Here is a 19589-nt window from a genome sequence, read left to right as displayed (position 1 = left end):
TCGAGAGGGTTTGACGGTTTACAGACTGATCGGGCGCCGACCAGCCAGGGCATGGGCCAGGGTGCCGCCATCGACCAATTCGAGCTCACCGCCCAGTGGCATACCATGGGCGATACGCGAGGCAATCAGGCCTTTGCCGGCAAGGATCTGGGCGATGTAGTGCGCCGTGGCCTCGCCTTCCACCGTCGGGTTGGTAGCCAGGATCACTTCGCTGAAAGCACCGGCATCGATGCGCTCCAGCAGCGCTGGAATGCCGATGGCTTCCGGGCCCAGGCCATCGAGCGGCGACAGGTGCCCCTTGAGCACGAAGTAGCGACCGCGAAAGCCGGTCTGCTCCACCGCATGCACGTCCATCGGACCTTCCACCACACACAGCAGGCTGTCGTCACGCCGCTCGTCCAGGCACAGCTGGCAGACCTCGTCCTCGCTCAGGCTGCGGCAGCGCTTGCAATGCCCCACGCCTTCCATCGCCGCATTCAACGCCTGCGCCAGACGCTGACCGCCACTGCGATCACGCTCGAGCAGCTGCAGCGCCATGCGCTGCGCGGTCTTCTGGCCGACGCCGGGCAGGATGCGCAGAGAATCGATCAACTGGCGAATCAGAGGGCTGAAGCTCATGGAAGTCCTGCAAAAGTTGGCGGGCAATGATCTGGTGGGCTGAAGCCCACCCTACGAACTGCACACGCGAGCAACACAAGTAAGAGTGGCGATCAGGCGGCGTACAGGGCCAGGCGCCGGCGGACGAGGAACCGCAGTGTGCTGGAGCACATGAGGATTCCGAGTTCGCCGGCAACGCCGCCATGTGCGTCGACTGGACGGCACGTGGCCTGTCAGAAGGGCATTTTGAAGCCGGGGGGCAGCTGCATCCCTGCAGTCATGCCGGACATCTTGTCCTGGCTGTTCTGCTCGACCTTGCGCACCGCATCGTTGACCGCAGCGGCGATCAGGTCTTCGAGCACTTCCTTGTCTTCCTGCATCAGGCTGTCATCCAGGGTGATGCGCTTGACGTCGTGACGACCGGTCATCACCACGCTGACCAGACCGGCGCCGGACTGGCCGGTGACTTCGGCGTTGGCCAGCTCTTCCTGCATCTTCTGCATTTTTTCCTGCATTTGCTGAGCCTGTTTCATCAGGCCTGCCATGCCACCTTTCATCATGTCGGTATCCTCGGTGTTCAGAATTAACTGGGGGTATCGATTGGTTCGATGCTGTCGTCGCGCACTTTGGCGGCGAACTGCTGAATCATTTGCTGCACCAGCGGGTCGGCATGGATCGAGGACTCGGCGCTGCGCTGGCGATCAGCACGGCGGCGAGCAGCGGCCTGCGCCGGCGTTTCCTGCTCGGGCTTGCACAGCTCGATGCGCAGTTTGATGCTGCGCCCCTGCTGCTGGTTCAGCGCATCATTGAGACGGCGCTGCTGAGTCGGGTTGAACAGCGCGCTGTGCGCCGGGTCCAGGTGCAGCAGCCAGTCATCACCATTGGCTTCGATCAGGGTGCAGTTGGCGGCGATGCTGCCAGTCATGCCGCCCAGGCCGAGCTGCGGGAACAGTGACAGCCACTCCGCCGCCAGCCCGGTAGCCGGCTTGGCGGCCGGCAAAGGTTCTTCGACCGCAGGCGCAACGGTTTCAGCCTGGCCGAAATCGTAATCGAGGGTTTCGGCGTCCATTTCGACATAGTCGTAGTCGCCAAGCGGCGGCTCGTCGTCGGCGCCATCGGCTTCCACCACGGGCTGCGCAGCCTCGCTCTGCTCCGGCGTGGCAGTCGCGGTCACTTGCGGGACTTCAGGCTCGACAACAGCCATCTCAGGCACGGCTGACGCGACGACCTGAACGGCGTCGGCTACGGGCGCAACGGGTGCGGCCGTTTCCCAGGGCACATCGACGGCGGCAGGCGCAGCGGGCTCAGGCTCAGGCTCAGGCTCAGGCTCCACGATAGCGGTCGCTGCAACCGGAGGCACAACCTCGGGTTCCGGCTCACTCACGGCAGGCTCAACGACAGGCGCTAGCGCAGCTGCGACGGCCTCAACCGGGGCAGGCGCAACAGGCGCCGGTGCCACAGCTGGAGCAGGCGAAGAAAGCACAGGAGCAGGAGCCGGCATAGCGGTGCCGGCCACTGGATTTTGTTGGGAATCAGCAGTGGCCTGGCTGATCCCCAAGGGCTTTAGCGTGACCTTGGGCACATCGTCAGCGCCCCCCGGACGGAAGGCCAGCATGCGCAGCAGCACCATTTCGAAGCCACCGCGCGGTTCCGGGGCCAGGGGTAGATCGCGACGACCGATCAACCCCATCTGGTAGTAGAACTGCACATCTTCTGCCGGCAAAGCCTGGGCCAGTTGCAGCACGCGCTCGCGGTCGCCCTGGCCATTGTCCACTGCATCGGGCAGCGCCTGCGCGATGGCGACGCGGTGCAGGACGTTGAGCATTTCCGACAGCACGCCATTCCAGTCCGGCCCCTGCTCGGCGAGATGGCGCACCGCCTCGATCAGCCCGCGCGCATCCCCCTCGATCAGAGCGTGTAGCACGCCGTAGACCTGGCCGTGATCAAGCGTGCCGAGCATGGCGCGCACGTCAGCCGCCAGTACCTTGCCTTCACCAAAGGCGATGGCCTGGTCGGTCAGACTCATGGCGTCGCGCATCGAACCGTCGGCAGCCCGGCCGAGCAGCCACAGGGCGTCGTCCTCGAACGGCACGTTCTCGGCAGTCAGTACATGGGTCAGATGCTCGACCACGCGCTCCGGCGGCATGTTCTTCAGCGAGAACTGCAGACAGCGTGACAACACGGTGACCGGCAACTTCTGCGGATCGGTGGTGGCGAGCAGGAATTTGACGTGGGGTGGCGGCTCTTCCAGGGTCTTCAACAGCGCGTTGAAGGAGCTGGTGGAGAGCATGTGCACTTCGTCGATCAGGTAGACCTTGAAGCGCCCGCGGCTCGGCGAGTACTGCACGTTGTCGAGCAGCTCACGGGTGTCTTCGACCTTGGTGCGGCTGGCGGCGTCCACTTCGATCAGGTCGACGAAGCGGCCTTCATCGATCTCCCGGCATACCGAGCAGGTGCCACAGGGGGTGGAGCTGATACCGGTCTCGCAGTTCAGGCACTTGGCGATAATGCGCGCAATGGTGGTCTTGCCCACACCACGGGTACCGGTGAACAGGTAGGCATGGTGCAGGCGCTGGCTGTCCAGGGCATTGATCAGGGCTTTGAGCACATGCGTCTGGCCGACCATTTCGCGGAACGAGCGCGGACGCCATTTACGTGCAAGAACCTGATAACTCATGGAAAACCGTCATATGAGGAAAGCAAAAGTGGACTAATCCTAGCGGAGCAACCGGCAAATTGCATCCGCCACCCGCATGTGTGGAGCTGCATCACTCTGACTTGAGAAATAGTGCTGGTTATTTCTTGCACAACGCTTTATCATCCGCGCCGTTCGTACCACGCTGTAAGTCATTAAGGCCTTTGCGCCCCCTCGCTGGTTTCCCGGTTCAACGCCTAGCGCATCTCTGCGCTGCCGCCCTCCCCGATCCCACCTGCTGACTGATCAGGCCGACTCGCCGTTTATCGGTGCAGTTCCTCTGCCTGCCTCCGACGTACCGACCACGCCGAAGAACCGTAACAATGGAACTTTATCGTGCTAATCAAGCTCCGATCGGTTGACATGCTATGGCCGCTTTTTGGCCAACAACATGGAGCTACACCACGCGCAACGAAGCGCACATGCTTTAAGGAATACCCAGAAAAATGAATGCTCAACATCAAATTCAGAAAGCCATCAGCACCCTTACTCACGCCTTCGCGCCGTTCGATTGCCGCATCCAGGCAACGCGTAAGGGCAGCTTCAGCTTTACCCTGGTCGACAAGACCGGTATCGCCCAGTACAGCCAGCGTCTCTACCCCGGCCAGTACAACGACGAGTCGCTGCAACAAGTGATCGAACGTACCCGTCAGTCGCTGACTGCCTGAACCAAGTCATCATCCTGAGGTCGAAGGTGACCAACCTCAGGATGGAGTAGGACATGGAACTCACCAACCAACAGCTCGTCGATCACTTGTTCAATCCGCTGCGCGCCAGCTTCAGCTCGCCGCGCCCGGACGGCAGCATCATCCTCGCCCTGCTCGACGAGAGCGACAGCACCGTCTACAGCCGCGTCCTGGCCAAGCCACAGGTCACCGATCAGGATGCCTTCGCCCAGAGCCTGGAAGAAATTCGTCTGGAACTGGCCGTGCGCGCCGGCAATATCCCAGCCGATCTGCGCAAGACACTCAAGGAACAGGACAGCGTGCTGAATTACCGCATCGCCTGAGCCTGCAAACAGCCAAAAGCCCGCGCCCAAAGCGCGGGCTTTTTATTGCGCAGCAATTCCACTTCATTGCAAATCCTGGCGAACGCGCCACGCCCAGCGACCGCCGAGCGGTCTGTCAGCTCGACCAAGCCATAGCCAAGTCCCCCGCGGGACAGGAAACCTCATTCATCGCGTCAACGATCAGGTATCGGACTTCGACCACGTCTGTTTGAGCGACTCCGCTCTGCCCGGCTTGAATGCCAGCCTCGCTGCCGCGACGGCGTTGCCCAGCGAAGAACGCAGCAATTTGCTCATGCTGGGCCGCTCCGGCCTGGCTCGTGCAGCCCGCTCATGAGGATCCATCTCGGGCAGGATGCGCGGGAAAGCGGCTCCCTGTAGCGGGCCGCCAGGTACAGAGCAATGCTCGAAGTGAATCGGCATGCGCTTGGCCGAAGGCGCGTAAAGCACATCGTCACCTACCCAGCGCAAAGCCAGGGCGCGGCGACGGCGTGTGCGTGACTGGTTGCCGTATGAACCGTGCAGGGTAAGCGGGTGGAACATCAGGATATCGCCCGGCTCCATGTCCCAATCGAGCAACTCATAGCGTTCCGGGTGCGCGTTGATATCGGGAATGTCGTCCATCCGCTCGTCGATGATCGCCGCCACATAGTCCGGCGAGATGGCCTTGAAACGCTGAGGCCACTTGTGTGACCCCTTCACGTACAGCAACCCGCTGTTCTCACGATTGACCGGGTCGCAGGGAATCCAGAACGAGCAGATCTGCTCACCACGGATAGGCCAGAAGCTCAGATCCTGATGCCAGGGCGTTGGCGCATCGGTGCCTGGCTCCTTGACGAACATCTGGTCATAGAAGAAGCGCACCTGCCGCGCCCCCATCAGTTGCTGGGCCCAGCGTGCGAAAGGCCCGTAGTAGACCAGATCACGCAGAGCATCGATGCGCTTCCAGAGAAAGATATCCATCTGGTAGCCCTCGACCTTGCGCGACATGAAGCGTCCGACCAGCGAGGCATCACCTCTCGCCGTGTCGATACCGCTCTCGACCAAGGCCATCCAGTTGGGGTCGATGGCGCCTTTGATCATGACAACCCCGTCATCTCGGTAGCGTTGGATTTCCTCGGCGGTCAGAACACGGGCTGGATAAGCAGGGAAAGACATGGAGGGACTCCTTCGGCACGGCGTGCGCGTTTTTTGTTGTGGTTCTTTTTTAACTCACATATCAATATTGAGCAATTATTCATTTTTGAATAATCTTTCAAAAAAATGACCCCCCCCATGACAAAGGCCTGACATGCAAAACAACAAGAAAGCGCTGCCTGAGAACACTGATGTACTGATCATCGGCAACGGTCCGGTCGGCGCCACGCTAGCTGCCTTGCTCGGCCGCTATGGCGTCCAGACCCTGATCATCGACAAGGCTCACGAGATCCTGCTGATGCCGCGCGCGATCGCCCTCGACAACGAGGCGCTGCGAATCCTCCAACTGGCGGGCCTGGGCGAAGACGCCTTCGACAAGATCGTGATTCCGGAAGTACGCATGCACTGCCCGATGATCGGCCAGTTCGGTCGTGCCAATACCACCGGCAGCCTGGATGGACACCCCAAGCTGGTGACCTTCTACCAGCCGGATCTGGAACGCTCGATGCGTGCGCACTATCAACGCTTCGACAACGTCACCAGCCTTGGCGGGCTGGAGCTGGAAGACCTACGTCAGGACAGCGACGGTGTCACCGCCAGCCTTCGCGCCGAGGACGGCAGCCAGCATCAGGTTCACGCGCGCTATCTGGTGGGTGCAGATGGCGCCAGCTCCAGAGTACGTAGTCTCATTGGCCAGGATTTCGAGGGGCAGAGCTACTCCGAGGACTGGCTGATCGTCGATGCCTGTCAACGCGAGGGAAAGGCCATCGAGCACATCGAGTTCCTCTGCGATCATCGTCGCCCAACCCCACACATGCCGGCCCCTGGCGGCCGCGAGCGCTGGGAATTCATGCTGCGCGCAGGAGAAACTCGTGACCAGGTGGAGGACACCGGCTACATCAGCACCCTGCTGCAACGCTGGATCGAGCCCAGCCAACTGAAGATCGAGCGCAAGGCGGTCTATCGCTTCCACGCGCGCTGCTGCAAGCATTTCCAGGAAGGTCGTGTGTTCCTGGCTGGTGACGCGGCCCACATCACCCCGCCATTCGTTGGCCAGGGCCTGGTCGCAGGGCTGCGTGACGCCGCCAACCTGGCGTGGAAACTGAGTTGGGTACTCAAGGGCCAGGCAAACCCAGCGATTCTCGACAGCTACGAACAGGAACGTCGCCCCCATGCCCAGGAAATGATCGACATGGCCAAGTTCATGGGGCGCCTGATCATGCCACGCAACGCTCTGCTGGCCTTTCTGGGGCACGGCATGATGCGCACCCTGGGCCTGATCCCGGCGGCGCGGCGACACTTCGAGGAACTGGAGATCAAACCCAAGAACATCTTCAAGCGCGGCCTGTTCATGAACAAGACTCGCTGCGCTCGACTACCTCGGGGCGGCCTGCTGCCTCAGGGCCTGGTACGTACGCCCGATGGTCGCATCCTGCCGAGCGACGACGTACTCGGAGATGGCCTGACACTGATCGGCCTGGGCACGGATCCCCGCGCGACCCTGAGCCCTGAGCAGATAAAACGTTGGGAGGCGGTAGGCGGGCGTTTCCTGCAGATAGGTCCTCAGGGCCAGCGCAGCCATTCCACCACTCCGTTCATCGAAGACCTCGGCCTGCAATTGACTAGCGCCATGCCGCTGGGCTCGCTAATGGTGGTTCGCCCGGACCGTATCCTGATGCACGATGGCGCTGCCGATCAGACCGCCAGAATCATTTCCGACTGCCTGCAGCTGTTACGAAAGTGAATGGCCTGGCCGCCAACCACTCCATTATCATCGGGGCCTATTTACCAGGGGCTGAGCATGAGCAGAGCCGATACACCCAACCTCGAACCTGCGCCGCTGAGCCGTGGCCACAAGAAGCGCGAACGCACCCGTCGCGGTCTCATCGATGCTGCCGTGCGCCTGTTCGCCCAAAAGGAAGTGGGTGAAATCGCGCTACTCGACGTCGCCAACGAAGCAGAAGTAGCCAGCGGCACCGTCTACAACTACTTCCGCTCCCGCGATGAGGTCGTCGAGGCCGTGGGACTGGCCATGGCCGATGAATTCTCCGAAGCCATCGCCCAGCACAGCGTGGGCGTCGACAGTGGCGCACGTCGCATCGCCATTGGCGTGCGCATGTTCATCCTGCGCGCTATCAACGACCCAGACTGGGCGAGCGCCGTGGTACGCGTGGTGCACTTTGACCAGGCCATGCGCTCGAAGATTGCCAATTACGTCTTGACCGACCTGCGCGCGGGAAAAGACGAAGGCGTCCTGACCTATGAACATGAGGCGATCGCCCTCGACCTGCTGGTCTCCTGCACACTCGGCGCCATGCGCAGCGTCGTCGAGGGGCGCAGCGTCGACGAACACGACGTGCTGGTGGCCGAAATGGTTCTCAAGGCCCTGGGCGCTACAGCAGCCAGAGCACGTAAGCTGGCCCGACATGAATTGCCGGGCTAACCGGAACTCTAGCAGCCTTTGCTCGCCACCCAGCGTCGATAGCGACGCGCTTGAAGCTTCTGCCTCAACTGGCTGCCAACCAAGGCCAGAAGAGGCGATGTCTGCGCATTGCTCGGCTTGCCACTGCCCAGCAACTCCAGTTGCTTCTTGACCACAGCCTGGGTCGCGGCAGCAGCCAGCGCCCTGTTCTTCCAGCCTACGATCACGGGCGGTACCGCGATATCGTCGCCCGCACGCCAACGCGCAGGCAGTCCTGGTTCGATAGCCAGGGCGGTAGCCATGCCGACCATCGCAACGCCACGCTCGATAATGCGCTCGGCTACAGCCCTGCGGCGTACCCCACCGGTCACCATGATGGGCATCGCTGCCACTTGGCCGATGCGCTCGGCGAACTCGAGAAAATAGGCCTCACGCGCAAGCGTGCTGCCATCACGGGTCTGCCCCTGCATGGCCGGGCTTTCATAGCTGCCGCCGGAGAGCTCGACCAGATCCACCGCACGCTCTGCCAGCATCTTCACGACCGCCTCAGCGTCGCCCACCTCGAAGCCGCCACGCTGAAAATCCGCTGAGTTGAGCTTGACCGCCACACAGAACTGCGGAGCAACCTGAGCCCGCACCGCCTCGACGGTGCGCAGCAGAATACGCGCACGATTCTCCAGACTGCCGCCCCAACCATCGCGGCGACAGTTACTGAGCGGAGACAGGAACTGGCTGAACAAGTAGCCATGCGCTGCATGAATCTGCACCCCGGTGAAACCGGCGCGCTCAGCCAGAACCGCGGCAGTCACGTAGCGCTGGATGATCTGCTCTATCTGCCTCTCATCCAGTTCCTGCGGCTGCACGAAGAGCTTGGATAGCCCGGGGATATCGACCGGGATCGCCGACGGCCCCAGCGCCGGTTGCCCCAGATTGGCCATCAACTGCCGTCCAGGGTGGTTGATCTGCAACCAGGCCTGAGCCCCATAGCTGCGAGACGCAGCAGCCCAGGCCCGGAAATTTGGCAGATGCTCATCATCTTCCAGTACAACGCCCGCCGGCCCGGTCAGGGCATGCCGATCCACCATCACGTTGCCGGTGATGATCAGACCGGCCCCGCCCTTGGCCCAGGCCCGATAGAGCCGAATCAGGGTAGGCCCGGGCGCGTGCTCGGCGTCCGCCAGGTTTTCCTCCATGGCGGCTTTGGCCAGGCGATTGGGGATGACGCTGCCGTTAGGCAGGCGCAGGGGCTGAAACAGATCGTTCATCGGTGAAGCATCCTCGGCAAGGAAATGGGGTCATGCACTGGCAGGTGTGCGACCACGAACACCCCGAACAGAAGAACATATAAATTCAAAATTGAACACCAGAGTCCAATTTTTAACACAACCGCTTGACCAAAATTAAACACCCGTGTTCAATTACCCCACAACCACCCTGGAGCTAACACCGTTGACACAGCTCAGCACCGCTCAACGCCGTATATACAAAGCAGCAGTCCGTCTGTTTGCGGAAAAAGGCGCCACCCAATTGAACGTCAGCGATCTTGCTCAGGAAGCCGGTGTTGCACGCGGCACTATCTACAACAACGTTGAGAACATGGATCAGTTGTTTCAGCAGGTCGCCAGCCAGTTGAGCAAGGAGATGCACTTGCGCGTCCACAGCAGCTTCGCCGCAGTGGAGGACCCGGCAGAACGCCTATCCATAGGCATGCGCCTGTTCATCCGACGCACGCATGAAGAACCCCACTGGGGCGCCTTCCTCAATCGCTTCGCCCTGGGCGATGCCTCGCTGCGCGAAATGTTCTACAGCCAGGCCACCACCGATGTGCTCACGGGCCTTGAAAAGGGCCGCTATCGCTTCCCGCAAAGCCACCTGGCCAGCGTTATCTCATTGATCGCCTGCTCGACACTCGGCTCCATGTTGCTCGTGCTCGAAGGCATCAAGACCTGGCGTGACGCTGGCAGCGAAGCGGCCGAATTGGTTCTGCGCGCGCTAGGCGTGCCTGAAGACGAGGCGCAACGACTGGCGAGTATCGAGCTGCCGCTCCTGCCAGCCCTGGACTGATTGCCACCTGACACCCCAGCGACCCTGCTGCACAGGGTCGACGGCCCGGCTTTGCCCGAAAAAGCCACGGAGAACGACAATGGCAAAACAAACCACAACAGCCATGCTCGCCACACCCCAGCCGGCACGTCACCCTCGACCGACTGTCCGCGCCCAGGCATTGGCTCATCTGATCTTCGAGCGCCCGGATCTGAAGCAGGCTGAACGCTTTCTCGGCGACTTCGGCTTGCAGACAGCTCTGCGCGATGCCACCACCCTGTACATGCGCGGCACCGGTTATGCGCCCTACTGCTATCGCGTACACCATGCCGAGCGCCCGCGCTTTATCGGCTTCGGCCTGACGCTCGCCAGTCGCACCGACCTTGAACGCATCGCTGCTCTGCCCGGGGCTTCCGGGATCGAGCCACTCGAAGGCCCCGGAGGCGGTGAGCGCGTGCGACTGACTGATCCATCGGGCTTTCTGGTAGAGGCCATTCATGCTCAACAACCTGCCGCAGTCATGGCCCATCGCGCTCCGTTGCCACTCAATCTGGTGGACGAAACGCCACGCATCAACGCCACCCAACGACCGCCCATCGCGCCACCCGAGATCATCAAGCTCGGTCATGTGGTGCTGGAAGTAGCCGACTACCAAGCCACCTGCGCCTGGTACACACAGCATTTCGGTTTTATTCCCAGCGACGTGCAAGTGCTACCGGACGGCTCGCCTGCCGTCACCTTCATGCGCCTAGATCTGGGTGATACGCCCACCGATCATCACACCCTGGCGATTGCACAGGGTTTCATGGCCGCTTACAGCCACAGCGCCTACGAGGTGGTGGACGCCGACGCCGTCGGAATGGGCCAACGCGTGCTGCGTGAAAAAGGTTGGAAACATGCCTGGGGCATCGGTCGGCACATCCTCGGCAGCCAGATATTCGACTACTGGCAAGACCCTTGGCGCGACAAGCACGAGCACTACTGCGATGGCGACATGTTCACGGCCGACCACCCCACCGGCGTGCATTCGGTCAGCCCCGAAGCAATGTCGCAATGGGGTCAGCGCATGCCCAAGAGCTTCACCAAACCCGTACTCAACCTGGCGGCCATAGCCGCCCTGCTGCGCAACCTGCGCCGCAGCCCGGACCTAACCCTGCGCAAGCTGATCACGCTGGCGCGGATGTTCGGCTAGAGGCGTTGCCAGCATGCCCGGCTGGAAACGTCGCACAGTGCTCAAGAGCTGCCTGTTCGTGGCCGCCGGAGCAATGTTGCCCGCCAACTGCCGAGCCCATTCAGCACAACAAGACATTGCCATCGAGCAAACCACTGCTTCATCGGGAGCCCTTGCCATGCCAGTCCATATCGTCCGTTTCGAGCACCAGAACCTCGTCCAGTGGGGGGTGATCCGCCAAGGTCTTATTTCCCGTATCCCCGGCGACTACGCCAGCACCGGGGAGCTGATCCGCCATACCCAACTGGCGCACCTGGCAGCCTTGCCCGATGGCGACCTACCGCTGGAGGCGGTGAAACTGCTTTCACCGGTAACCCGCGACCAGCAATTCATCTGCCAAGGCGCCAACTACCGGCAGCACATGATCGAGTCCGGCATGGACCCGGACGTGAAGAAATTCAACATGATCTTCACCAAGGCGACCAGTTGCATCGTCCCGGCGGACAGTGAGCTGATCAAACCGCGCGGGGTGCGCTTTCTCGACTACGAAATCGAATTGGGCCTGGTGCTCAAGCGCGATATCGACGCCAGGCAGCTGGTGACCGACGCCAACCTGCACGAGTTCGTGGCTGGTGTGGTGATCGTCAACGACTATTCGGCGCGGGATATCCAGATACCGCAGATGCAGTTCTACAAGGGCAAGAGCTACCGCACCTTCGGCCCAGTCGGTCCTTATCTGTGCCTGCTCGATGTCAAGGACATGCCCTACCTGAAGAAACTGCAGCTACGCCTGAGCGTGAATGGCCAGACGCGTCAGGACGACAGCACCGCCAACCTCGTATTCGGCCCGGCGGAAACATTGACAGAACTGTCGGGAGTACAAAATCTGGCCGCCGGTGACCTGATCGCCACAGGCACCCCGGCAGGCTGTGCACTGAGCATTCCCTCCCCGGCCAAACAACGTATCGCCGCCATGCTGCCCGAAGCGGTCAAGTGGAAAGCCTTCATGAAAGCGCAGGAAGGACGCAGCGATTACTACCTGAAGACAGGCGATGTCGTCGAAGCCAGCATCCGCAGCGCCGATGGCCTGATCGATCTGGGCACGCAGCGCAACGTCGTGGTGGAGCAAGCCTGATGGCCGTCGCGTCCTATCTCGATATCGAGGCCATCGAACAGGTCCCGTTGAGCCAGCGAGGCCTGGCCGAGAGCACCTATGCGGCCCTGCAACGCAGCGCCAGGGCGCATGCTCAGGCGCCAGCGCTGAGCTTTCTGCTCGATGCGCAGAATTTTCGACGAACGCACGACTGGAACTACGCCGAGCTGTTCGCCGACATCACCCGAGCCGCCAATGCCTTTCACGGTCTCGGCATCGGCCCTGACGACGTGGTGGCCTTCATCCTGCCCAACCTGCCGGAGACGCACTTCACCATATGGGGAGGCGAAGCCGCCGGCGTGGTGATGGCGATCAACCCGCTACTCGAGGCGCCGCAGATCGCTGAACTGCTGCGAGCAGCCAAGGCCAAGGTGGTGGTCACCCTGGCCCCGACACCCGGCAGCGACCTGTGGAGCAAGGTATCCAGCCAACTCGACCAGCTGCCCAGCGTGCAAGAGCTGGTGTGGGTGAGCATGGCCCCCTACGTCGGCCCTCTCGCGAGCCTGGCCCTGCGCTGGATGGCGCTGCGTGAAAAGCGCAACCAGCGCTGGCGCCGTATCCACGATCTGCGCACGCTGATGCGCCAGCAACCTGGCGACCGACTCATCAGCGGCCGGCAGATCCGTCCGGGCGAGCCCTCATCCTACTTCTGCACGGGCGGCACCACGGGTTTACCGAAGATCGCTGTGCGTACTCACGGCTCGGAGGTCTTCAACGCCTGGGCGATGGCCGCCAACATGCAGCCGCGCCACGCCGGCCAGGTGATCTTCTGCGGCTTGCCGCTGTTTCATGTCAATGGCCAGTTGGTCACTGGCCTGATGCCCTGGAGCCAGGGCGACAAAGTGATCATCGGCACGCCACAGGGTTATCGAGGCGCGGGCGTGATCGCGAACTTCTGGGCGATGACCGCGCATTTCGGCATCAACTTCTTTTCCGGCGTGCCCACGGTCTATTCCGCCCTGTTGCAGCAGCCGACGGCCGGGCACGATATTTCCAGCCTGCAGTACGCACTGTGCGGCGCGGCGCCCATGCCAATCGAACTGTTCCGCGAGTTCGAGCAGCGTATCGGCGTACCGATTCTGGAGGGTTATGGCCTGACCGAGGCGGCCTGCGTGTCGTCCATCAACCCACCGGCAGGCGAACGAAGGGTCGGCTCCATCGGCCTGCGCCTGGCCTATCAGAACATGCGCGCGGTAATCCTTGCCGACGACGGCAGCTACCAGCGTGATGCGCAGCTCGACGAGGTGGGAATCATCGCCATTCGCGGCCCCAACCTGTTCGCCGGCTACCTCGAGCCGCTGCACAACAAGACTGTCTGGATCGATATTGATGGCCAACGCTGGCTCAACACCGGCGACCTGGGGCGACAGGATCAACAGGGTTATTTCTGGCTGACCGGCCGCAAGAAGGAGCTGATCATCCGCGGCGGGCACAACATCGATCCGAAGCAGATCGAAGAGGCGCTGCAAGCACACCCTTGCGTGGCTTTGGTCGCCGCGGTCGGCAGCCCGGATGCGCATGCCGGCGAAGTTCCAGTGGCCTACGTGCAGTTGAACCCCGGCGCCAGTTGCGACGAGCAGACGCTGCTGGCTTTCGCGGCCGCGCGCATCAGCGAACAGGCAGCCGTGCCCAAGCGCATCGAGGTGCTCGAAGCACTGCCCGTGACGCCGGTGGGCAAGATCTTCAAACCCGCCCTTCAGCAGCGTGAGATCGCCCAGGTGGTGCGCCTGGAGGCCGCACGCATCGGGATCGTCGACCTGCAGGTAGATGTCGTGCAGGACGCTCGACGCGGCCTGGTGGTGCAGCTTGCCGACGGCCCGCAGCGCGAGCGTCTGGGCAGTGCACTCGGCCGCTACAGCTTCCCGGTCGACTGGTTGCCAGCTGCCACGCCGCCTGGCTGACGGTACGCGCTAAGCCAGCGCAATTCACCGCGAAAACATCACTCCCTGCCAACACAGGGGTAGGCCCCACTCGTCCTCAAAAACGTGCCTTACAACAAAAACAAGAGGTAGAACATATGAGTAAAGCCATTTCATGGCGGCGCAGCCGCCTGCCGCTGGCCATCGGCCTGGCCAACAGTCTGGTGCTGCCAGCTCAGGCCATCGACTTCAGCATCGGCGAGATCGAAGGCCAGTTCGACTCATCGCTCAGCATCGGAGCCAGTTGGTCCGTACGCAACGCCGACCCGCACCTGATCGGTGAGAACAACGGGGGCAAGGGTTTTGCCAGTGGCACGGACGACGGTCGCCTGAACTTCCGCAAAGGCGAGACCTTCTCCAAGATCTTCAAAGGCATCCACGACCTGGAACTGAAGTACGCAGACAGTGGACTGTTCGTGCGCGGCAAGTACTGGTACGACTTCGAACTCAAGGACGAAAGTCGCCCGTTCGTGGACGTCGAAGACAGCAATCGCAAGCAGGCCGCCCGCGCCTCCGGCGCCGAACTGTTGGATGCGTTCATCTATCACAACTACGTGATCGGCGAACTGCCAGGCACAGTGCGCCTGGGCAAGCAGGTGGTGAGCTGGGGTGAAAGCACCTTCATCCAGGGCGGTATCAACAGCATCAACCCGGTTGACGTTTCGGCCTTTCGCCGCCCCGGTGCCGAGATCAAGGAAGGCCTGATCCCGGTGAACATGTTCTACCTGTCGCAGAACCTCACCGACAACCTCTCCGCCGAGGCCTTCTACCAGCTCGACTGGCAGCAGACCGTGGTCGACAACTGCGGCACCTTCTTTTCGCAGAATGACTTCGTCGCCGATGGCTGCGATGTTCTGACGGTAGGGCCGAACCTGAGCGACAACCCGTTCGCCCAGGCCGCGCTGACACCTTTCGGTATCACCCTGGACCCACAAGGCATCCGCGTACCTCGGCAGGGTGATGCCGATGCCCGTGACAGCGGCCAATGGGGCCTGGCCCTGCGTTGGTTCGTGCCCTCCCTCGACGCCGAGTTTGGCGCCTATGCGCTCAACTACCACAGCAGGCAACCCTACGTGAACTCGGTGAGCAGCCCGAACATCGCCGACAGCAATTTCATCCCGCAACTGTGCGCCAACCTGGGCATTCCAGACCCTGCGCTCTGCGCGGGGCTGCTGGGGCCAGCGCTGAACGATCTGGGCGCAGCCTATCGCCTGGGAACGTCCCGCTATCAGGTGGCCTACCCCGAGGACATTCGCCTCTACGGCCTGAGCTTCGCCACCACTTTGCCTACCGGCACGGCCCTGTCCGGGGAGATCAGCTACAGACCCAACATGCCCATGCAACTCAATGCAGTCGACCAGGTGCTGGCCGGCACAGGCGACCCTGCGGTCTCCCCGTTGCTCTCGTCCGGCGCTTATACGGCGACTAACTCGACCTTGATGGAAGGCTACCGACGCAAACCCATGACCCAGGTGCAGTTCACCGCAGTGCACTTCTTCGATCAGGTAATGGGCGCAGACCGCCTGACCCTGGTCGGTGAAGTCGGCCTGGTGCACGTCGGCGATCTGGAGGGCAAGGGTGGGCTGCGTTATGGCCGCGACCCGGTGTTCGGTCAGGGCGCCCTGTATCCCGATAACCAGCTGTGCCGCACCGTCACCAGTGCCAACACCGCGCAGAACTGCAATGACCACGGATTCCTCACCAGCACCTCCTGGGGTTACCGCGCACGCGCGATCTGGGAGTACAGCAACCTGATCCCGGCCATGACCTTCAGACCCAATCTGGCCTGGTCGCACGACCTCGACGGCTACGCCCCGGAGCCTGGCTTCAACGAAGGCAGCAAGGCCATCAGCGTCGGTCTGGATGTCGAGTACCGCAATACCTACTACGCCAGCCTGTCGTACACCGACTTTTTCGGCGGCCAGTACAACACCAGCATCGACCGCGACTTCGTCGCGCTCAGCTTCGGCATGTCTTTCTAAGCGGGAGTACGGATCATGAAACACCTTATGCAGAACGCTATCTTCAGTTTGTTGCTACTGACCGGCGCAGTGCAGGCTGCAGTCTCCCCGGATCAGGCCGCCCAACTCGGCAGCAGCCTCACCCCGCTGGGTGCGGAGAAGGCAGGCAACGCCGATGGCAGCATTCCGGCCTGGACCGGTGGGCTCGCCAAGAGCAGTGGCAAGAAAAGCCCGCAAGGCTTTCTCGACGATCCCTTCGCCAGCGAACAACCGCTGTTCACCATCACGGCACAGAACGCCGAGCAGTATCAGGACAAGCTGAGCCCAGGCCAGTTAGCCATGCTCAAACGCTACCCGGACACCTACCGACTACCGATATACCCCAGCCATCGAACGGTTGCCTTGCCGGAGTTCGTCTACGAGGCCGTGCGTGCCAATGCCGAGCGCGCCCAGATGATCGAAGGCGGTAACGGCCTGCACGACTTTCAGGTGGCCTACCCGTTCCCCATTCCGCAGAACGCTCAGGAAGTCGTCTGGAACCACCTCACCCGCTATCGCGGCGGCAGCATGAAACGAAACAGCGTGCAGGTAACGCCAGAGAAGAACGGCTCGTTCGTACCGGTAAAGTTCAAGATGGAGTTCGCCTACCGCGACCAGCTAAAGGACTACGACCCGGCCAAGCCAGGCAACGTGCTGTTCTACTACAAGGAGCAGATCACCTCACCCGCACGTCTGGCGGGCAACGTGCTGCTGGTGCATGAGACCCTCAACCAGGTACGCGAACCGCGCATGGCCTGGCTCTACAATGCCGGCCAACGGCGCGTGCGACGCGCCCCGCAGGTCGCCTATGACGGTCCCTACCCGGCCTCTGAAGGGCAACGTGTCGGTGACAACTTCGATATGTACAACGGCGCCCAGGATCGCTACGAGTGGAAGCTGGTCGGCAAGCGCGAACTGTACATCCCCTACAACAGCTTCAAGCTCGACTCACCCACGCTGAAATACGCCGATATCGTTCAGGCCGGCCACCTCAACCCCGACCACACCCGCTACGAGTTGCATCGTGTCTGGGAGGTAGAGGCTACCCTAAAGCCCGGTGAACGACATATCTATGCCAAGCGCGTACTGTTCATCGACGAGGATTCCTGGCAGATCGTCCTGGCCGACCATTACGACGCCCGCGGCACCCTCTGGCGCGTCGGTGAAGGCCATATGCAGCCCTACTACGACGTGCAGGTACCCTGGCTGGCGGTGGATACGCTGTACGACCTGTTGAATGGCCGCTACATCGCCTCCGGCTTACGCAACGAGGAAAGTCAGGGCGTCGAGTTCGGCACCAAGCCACTCGCGGCCGACTACACTCCTGCCGCCCTGCGCAACTCGGGCGTGCGCTGAGCATCATCCGCCCGTCGCACAACACAAGCCGCCACCACGACTGGCGGCTTTTTCATATCAAAGAGCCCGTTGCAGGCGATCACTCGTTCAAAGCTCATACAGAGCGGCCAGAAGGCTTGCGTGCAGGAAAAATAGGAGAGCTCGCCAGGCGCGATCAACGCGAAACGCTTACTGAATTCAGGAGATATCGAGACTGGAGGTGGACCCTACCAGCCACACCCCGGCACACGATGTTCCCGCTGTGGCTGCTCCCTTCCGGGCCTGACCAGGTTAACGGGTAATCGTTGCGAGGGGACCGGCAGGGCCACCATAACGCTGCCCGCCATTGCGACGAGCCGCGCCATTGTAACGGCTAAACGTAAACTTACAACTGCTTCAAACACTTAGATACGCGAGACACTGACGTCACACGCGGAAACGTCCCACCAACTGCGCCAGCCCATGAGACAGATCGGACAAGTGCTGGCTGGCTCGCGAGCTCTGTTCGGAGGTTTGCGCCGCCTCGTTGGACAGGTCGCGAATATCGCTGATGTTGCGGGCGATCTCTTCGGTGACGCTGCTTTGCTCCTCGCAGGCAGTGGCGATCTGCGCCGCCATGTCGTTGATGCGCTGCACCGAGTCACCGGTGACGCTCAGCGCCTGATCCACACCAGCGGCCTGCTCCACGCTCTGCCGCGCGCGGGTACTGCCCGAGTGTGTGGCCTTGACTGCGTTCTGCACACCAGCCTGCAGGCGCTCGATCATTTGCTGGATGTCCTTGGTCGACTCCTGGGTACGCGCGGCCAGCGCCCGCACCTCATCGGCGACCACGGCGAAACCACGGCCCTGCTCGCCTGCCCGCGCCGCCTCGATGGCCGCGTTGAGCGCCAGCAGGTTGGTCTGTTCGGCGATGCCCTTGATCACCGCCAGTACCGCGCCGATGTTGGCGGTTTCCTGCTCCAGGGTCTGGATGGTGTCGGAGGCGCTTTCCACTTCCTGAGCCAGCTGACGGATCGAATGGATGGTCGCCCCCACCACCTGGGCACCCTCGCGTGACTGTTGCTCGGCATTGCGTGCTGCATCGGCAGCGTTTTGCGCGTTGCGCGCCACTTCATGCACGGCCACGCTCATTTCGGTGGCCGCAGTGCTGACCTGATCCACCGCCGCGTGCTCGCTGCTGATCAGCCGGTCATTGGCAGCCGCCAGGCCTGCCAGGCTCTTGGCTGAATCGGCGACTTCGTCAGTGACGCGGCCGACTTCCTTGATCAAGGGTTGCAGCTTGTCGAGGAAGCGGTTGAAAGCATGGCTCAGCTGGCCCAGTTCGTCCTTGGACAGCACGTCCAGGCGCACACGCAGGTCGCCGTCACCATCGGCGATCTGTTCGATACGATGCAGCAGGTTGTGCAGCGGACGGGTCACCAACAACGGGAAGCCCACCACCAGCACCAGGCACACCAGCAGGCCGATGGCGATGATCAGCCCTTGCTGCCAGGCCAGAGACTCGCCACGGGCGATGGCTTCGGTGCCCACCGCATTGGCCGCGTTGTCCTCAAGCTCGCCGAGCTTGTCGATGGCACTGCGCGCCTCTTCGAATTGCGCCTCGCTGTCGGCGAAACTCAACCGGCTGGCTGCATTGGGGTCGCTGTTGGCCAGCTCCAGCACGCGCAACGAGGTCGCCTTCCAGCGTTCGAAACCACGGTCGAAATCGGCCACCAGAGCCAGCGCTTCGCTGCCTGGCTGCATCGCGGCGAACTTGTGCACGCGGTCATAAGCCTGCTGCAGGTTCTCAGCATGCGAGGCGCGCAACTGCGCGGCATGCGAACCGGAGTCTTCGTCGAGCAGGCTGCGCTCGGCGACGAAGGCCTGGTACAGATCCCGGTCGGCATTGAGCAGCAGGCTGATGGCAGGCAGGTGGCGATTGGTCAGCGTGGTACTGGATTCAGCGACCTGAGTGATGCCACGTACACCCAAGGCTCCCATCGTTACCAGCAAGGCGGCCAGCAACAGAATCGGCAGGGCAATTTTCCAACGGAACCCCAGATCGGTGAATGCGCGCAGCATGATGGCACTCCAGCATTAGGCAGGTCTCAGTAGCTTAGTCGAGCCTTGCC

General features: G+C 62.1%; 16 protein-coding genes, 1 other RNA gene and 1 pseudogene. 10 read left to right on the top strand and 8 right to left on the bottom strand.

Annotation, left to right across the window (positions count from 1 at the left end):
• Positions 1–18: 18 nt before the first annotated feature.
• The 3 genes from recR to dnaX form a co-directional block, all read right to left on the bottom strand.
• Entirely contained in the window at positions 19–618 is a 600-nt protein-coding gene (gene recR / locus RTH74_RS08595; RefSeq protein WP_099525506.1) for a recombination mediator RecR, read from the bottom strand.
• Between the two features lie 212 nt (positions 619–830).
• Complete coding sequence (locus RTH74_RS08590; RefSeq protein ID WP_074940389.1) at positions 831–1157, bottom strand: YbaB/EbfC family nucleoid-associated protein; 327 nt, start codon at positions 1155–1157, stop codon at positions 831–833.
• A 23-nt stretch (positions 1158–1180) separates the two neighbouring features.
• The gene (dnaX, locus tag RTH74_RS08585; RefSeq protein ID WP_316914394.1) at positions 1181–3274 is read right to left on the bottom strand and encodes a DNA polymerase III subunit gamma/tau; all 2094 of its coding nucleotides are present in this window, start codon (positions 3272–3274) and stop codon (positions 1181–1183) included.
• 464 nt (positions 3275–3738) lie between these two features.
• Here dnaX and RTH74_RS08580 point away from each other — a divergent pair, with 464 nt between their 5' ends.
• Both RTH74_RS08580 and RTH74_RS08575 read left to right on the top strand, forming a co-directional pair.
• Positions 3739–3960, top strand: coding sequence for a hypothetical protein (locus tag RTH74_RS08580; protein WP_099525504.1), 222 nt, complete (start codon positions 3739–3741; stop codon positions 3958–3960).
• Positions 3961–4013: 53 nt separating this feature from the next.
• A complete protein-coding gene (locus tag RTH74_RS08575) occupies positions 4014–4301 on the top strand; it encodes a DUF3509 domain-containing protein (protein WP_099525503.1) in 288 nt (95 codons plus the stop codon).
• 180 nt (positions 4302–4481) lie between these two features.
• Here the strand turns inward: RTH74_RS08575 and RTH74_RS08570 are convergent, their stop codons facing one another.
• Positions 4482–5456: a phytanoyl-CoA dioxygenase family protein gene (locus tag RTH74_RS08570; RefSeq protein ID WP_316914393.1), complete on the bottom strand. Its 975-nt coding sequence runs from the start codon at positions 5454–5456 to the stop codon at positions 4482–4484.
• A 133-nt stretch (positions 5457–5589) separates the two neighbouring features.
• Between RTH74_RS08570 and RTH74_RS08565 the strand changes: the two genes are divergently transcribed.
• Together RTH74_RS08565 and RTH74_RS08560 are read left to right on the top strand one after the other, a co-directional pair.
• A complete protein-coding gene (locus tag RTH74_RS08565) occupies positions 5590–7179 on the top strand; it encodes a bifunctional 3-(3-hydroxy-phenyl)propionate/3-hydroxycinnamic acid hydroxylase (protein WP_316914392.1) in 1590 nt (529 codons plus the stop codon).
• 57 nt (positions 7180–7236) lie between these two features.
• Positions 7237–7878, top strand: a complete 642-nt coding sequence (locus tag RTH74_RS08560) for a TetR/AcrR family transcriptional regulator (RefSeq protein WP_316914391.1) — start codon at positions 7237–7239, stop codon at positions 7876–7878.
• An 8-nt stretch (positions 7879–7886) separates the two neighbouring features.
• On the opposite strand, the gene RTH74_RS08555 is transcribed toward RTH74_RS08560, so the two are convergent.
• On the bottom strand, positions 7887–9122 hold the full coding sequence (locus RTH74_RS08555) for an NADH:flavin oxidoreductase/NADH oxidase family protein (RefSeq protein ID WP_316914390.1): 1236 nt from the start codon (positions 9120–9122) through the stop codon (positions 7887–7889).
• A gap of 184 nt (positions 9123–9306) precedes the next feature.
• On the opposite strand from RTH74_RS08555, the gene RTH74_RS08550 reads away from it, so the two are divergent.
• From RTH74_RS08550 to RTH74_RS08525, 6 genes are all read left to right on the top strand, one after another.
• A complete protein-coding gene (locus RTH74_RS08550; RefSeq protein WP_099525498.1) occupies positions 9307–9921 on the top strand; it encodes a TetR/AcrR family transcriptional regulator in 615 nt (204 codons plus the stop codon).
• 79 nt (positions 9922–10000) lie between these two features.
• Positions 10001–11092, top strand: a complete 1092-nt coding sequence (locus RTH74_RS08545; RefSeq protein ID WP_316914389.1) for a VOC family protein — start codon at positions 10001–10003, stop codon at positions 11090–11092.
• A gap of 157 nt (positions 11093–11249) precedes the next feature.
• Positions 11250–12206: a fumarylacetoacetate hydrolase family protein gene (locus tag RTH74_RS08540; protein WP_316914388.1), complete on the top strand. Its 957-nt coding sequence runs from the start codon at positions 11250–11252 to the stop codon at positions 12204–12206.
• Positions 12206–14125 carry an acyl-CoA synthetase gene (locus tag RTH74_RS08535; RefSeq protein ID WP_316914387.1) on the top strand — a complete coding sequence of 640 codons (1920 nt, stop codon included), beginning with the start codon at positions 12206–12208 and terminating at the stop codon, positions 14123–14125. Before RTH74_RS08540 ends, RTH74_RS08535 begins: the two co-directional genes overlap by 1 nt.
• A 116-nt stretch (positions 14126–14241) precedes the next feature.
• Positions 14242–16125, top strand: a complete 1884-nt coding sequence (locus tag RTH74_RS08530) for a DUF1302 domain-containing protein (RefSeq protein ID WP_316914386.1) — start codon at positions 14242–14244, stop codon at positions 16123–16125.
• Positions 16126–16140: 15 nt separating this feature from the next.
• A complete protein-coding gene (locus RTH74_RS08525) occupies positions 16141–17499 on the top strand; it encodes a DUF1329 domain-containing protein (RefSeq protein WP_316914385.1) in 1359 nt (452 codons plus the stop codon).
• 204 nt (positions 17500–17703) lie between these two features.
• Here the strand turns inward: RTH74_RS08525 and ffs are convergent.
• The 3 genes and pseudogenes from ffs to RTH74_RS24180 form a co-directional block, all read right to left on the bottom strand.
• Positions 17704–17800: signal recognition particle sRNA small type (gene ffs, locus RTH74_RS08520), an RNA gene on the bottom strand.
• 104 nt (positions 17801–17904) lie between these two features.
• Positions 17905–18639, bottom strand: coding sequence for a methyl-accepting chemotaxis protein (locus RTH74_RS24185; protein WP_371919682.1), 735 nt, complete (start codon positions 18637–18639; stop codon positions 17905–17907).
• A 123-nt stretch (positions 18640–18762) separates the two neighbouring features.
• Positions 18763–19539 (bottom strand): annotated as a pseudogene (locus RTH74_RS24180) (MCP four helix bundle domain-containing protein); the annotation flags it as partial.
• Positions 19540–19589: the final 50 nt, after the last annotated feature.

It is taken from the genome of Pseudomonas sp. zfem001, from assembly GCF_032621725.1.
Lineage (GTDB): Bacteria > Pseudomonadota > Gammaproteobacteria > Pseudomonadales > Pseudomonadaceae > Aquipseudomonas > Aquipseudomonas sediminis.
The sequence above is the reverse complement of the archived record's forward strand: the minus strand, read 5'-3'. Positions and strand labels throughout refer to the sequence as shown.

Bases quoted from the DNA above. Each gene is read 5' to 3' on its own strand.
- RTH74_RS08530 (WP_316914386.1), top strand. From the start codon at position 14,242: ATGAGTAAAGCCATTTCATGGCGGCGCAGCCGCCTGCCGCTGGCCATC.
- RTH74_RS08580 (WP_099525504.1), top strand. From the start codon at position 3,739: ATGAATGCTCAACATCAAATTCAGAAAGCCATCAGCACCCTTACTCAC.
- RTH74_RS08555 (WP_316914390.1), bottom strand. From the start codon at position 9,122: ATGAACGATCTGTTTCAGCCCCTGCGCCTGCCTAACGGCAGCGTCATC.
- RTH74_RS08545 (WP_316914389.1), top strand. From the start codon at position 10,001: ATGGCAAAACAAACCACAACAGCCATGCTCGCCACACCCCAGCCGGCA.
- recR (WP_099525506.1), bottom strand. From the start codon at position 618: ATGAGCTTCAGCCCTCTGATTCGCCAGTTGATCGATTCTCTGCGCATC.
- RTH74_RS08535 (WP_316914387.1), top strand. From the start codon at position 12,206: ATGGCCGTCGCGTCCTATCTCGATATCGAGGCCATCGAACAGGTCCCG.
- RTH74_RS08575 (WP_099525503.1), top strand. From the start codon at position 4,014: ATGGAACTCACCAACCAACAGCTCGTCGATCACTTGTTCAATCCGCTG.
- dnaX (WP_316914394.1), bottom strand. From the start codon at position 3,274: ATGAGTTATCAGGTTCTTGCACGTAAATGGCGTCCGCGCTCGTTCCGC.
- RTH74_RS08525 (WP_316914385.1), top strand. From the start codon at position 16,141: ATGAAACACCTTATGCAGAACGCTATCTTCAGTTTGTTGCTACTGACC.
- RTH74_RS08565 (WP_316914392.1), top strand. From the start codon at position 5,590: ATGCAAAACAACAAGAAAGCGCTGCCTGAGAACACTGATGTACTGATC.
- RTH74_RS08590 (WP_074940389.1), bottom strand. From the start codon at position 1,157: ATGATGAAAGGTGGCATGGCAGGCCTGATGAAACAGGCTCAGCAAATG.
- RTH74_RS08560 (WP_316914391.1), top strand. From the start codon at position 7,237: ATGAGCAGAGCCGATACACCCAACCTCGAACCTGCGCCGCTGAGCCGT.
- RTH74_RS08570 (WP_316914393.1), bottom strand. From the start codon at position 5,456: ATGTCTTTCCCTGCTTATCCAGCCCGTGTTCTGACCGCCGAGGAAATC.
- RTH74_RS08540 (WP_316914388.1), top strand. From the start codon at position 11,250: ATGCCAGTCCATATCGTCCGTTTCGAGCACCAGAACCTCGTCCAGTGG.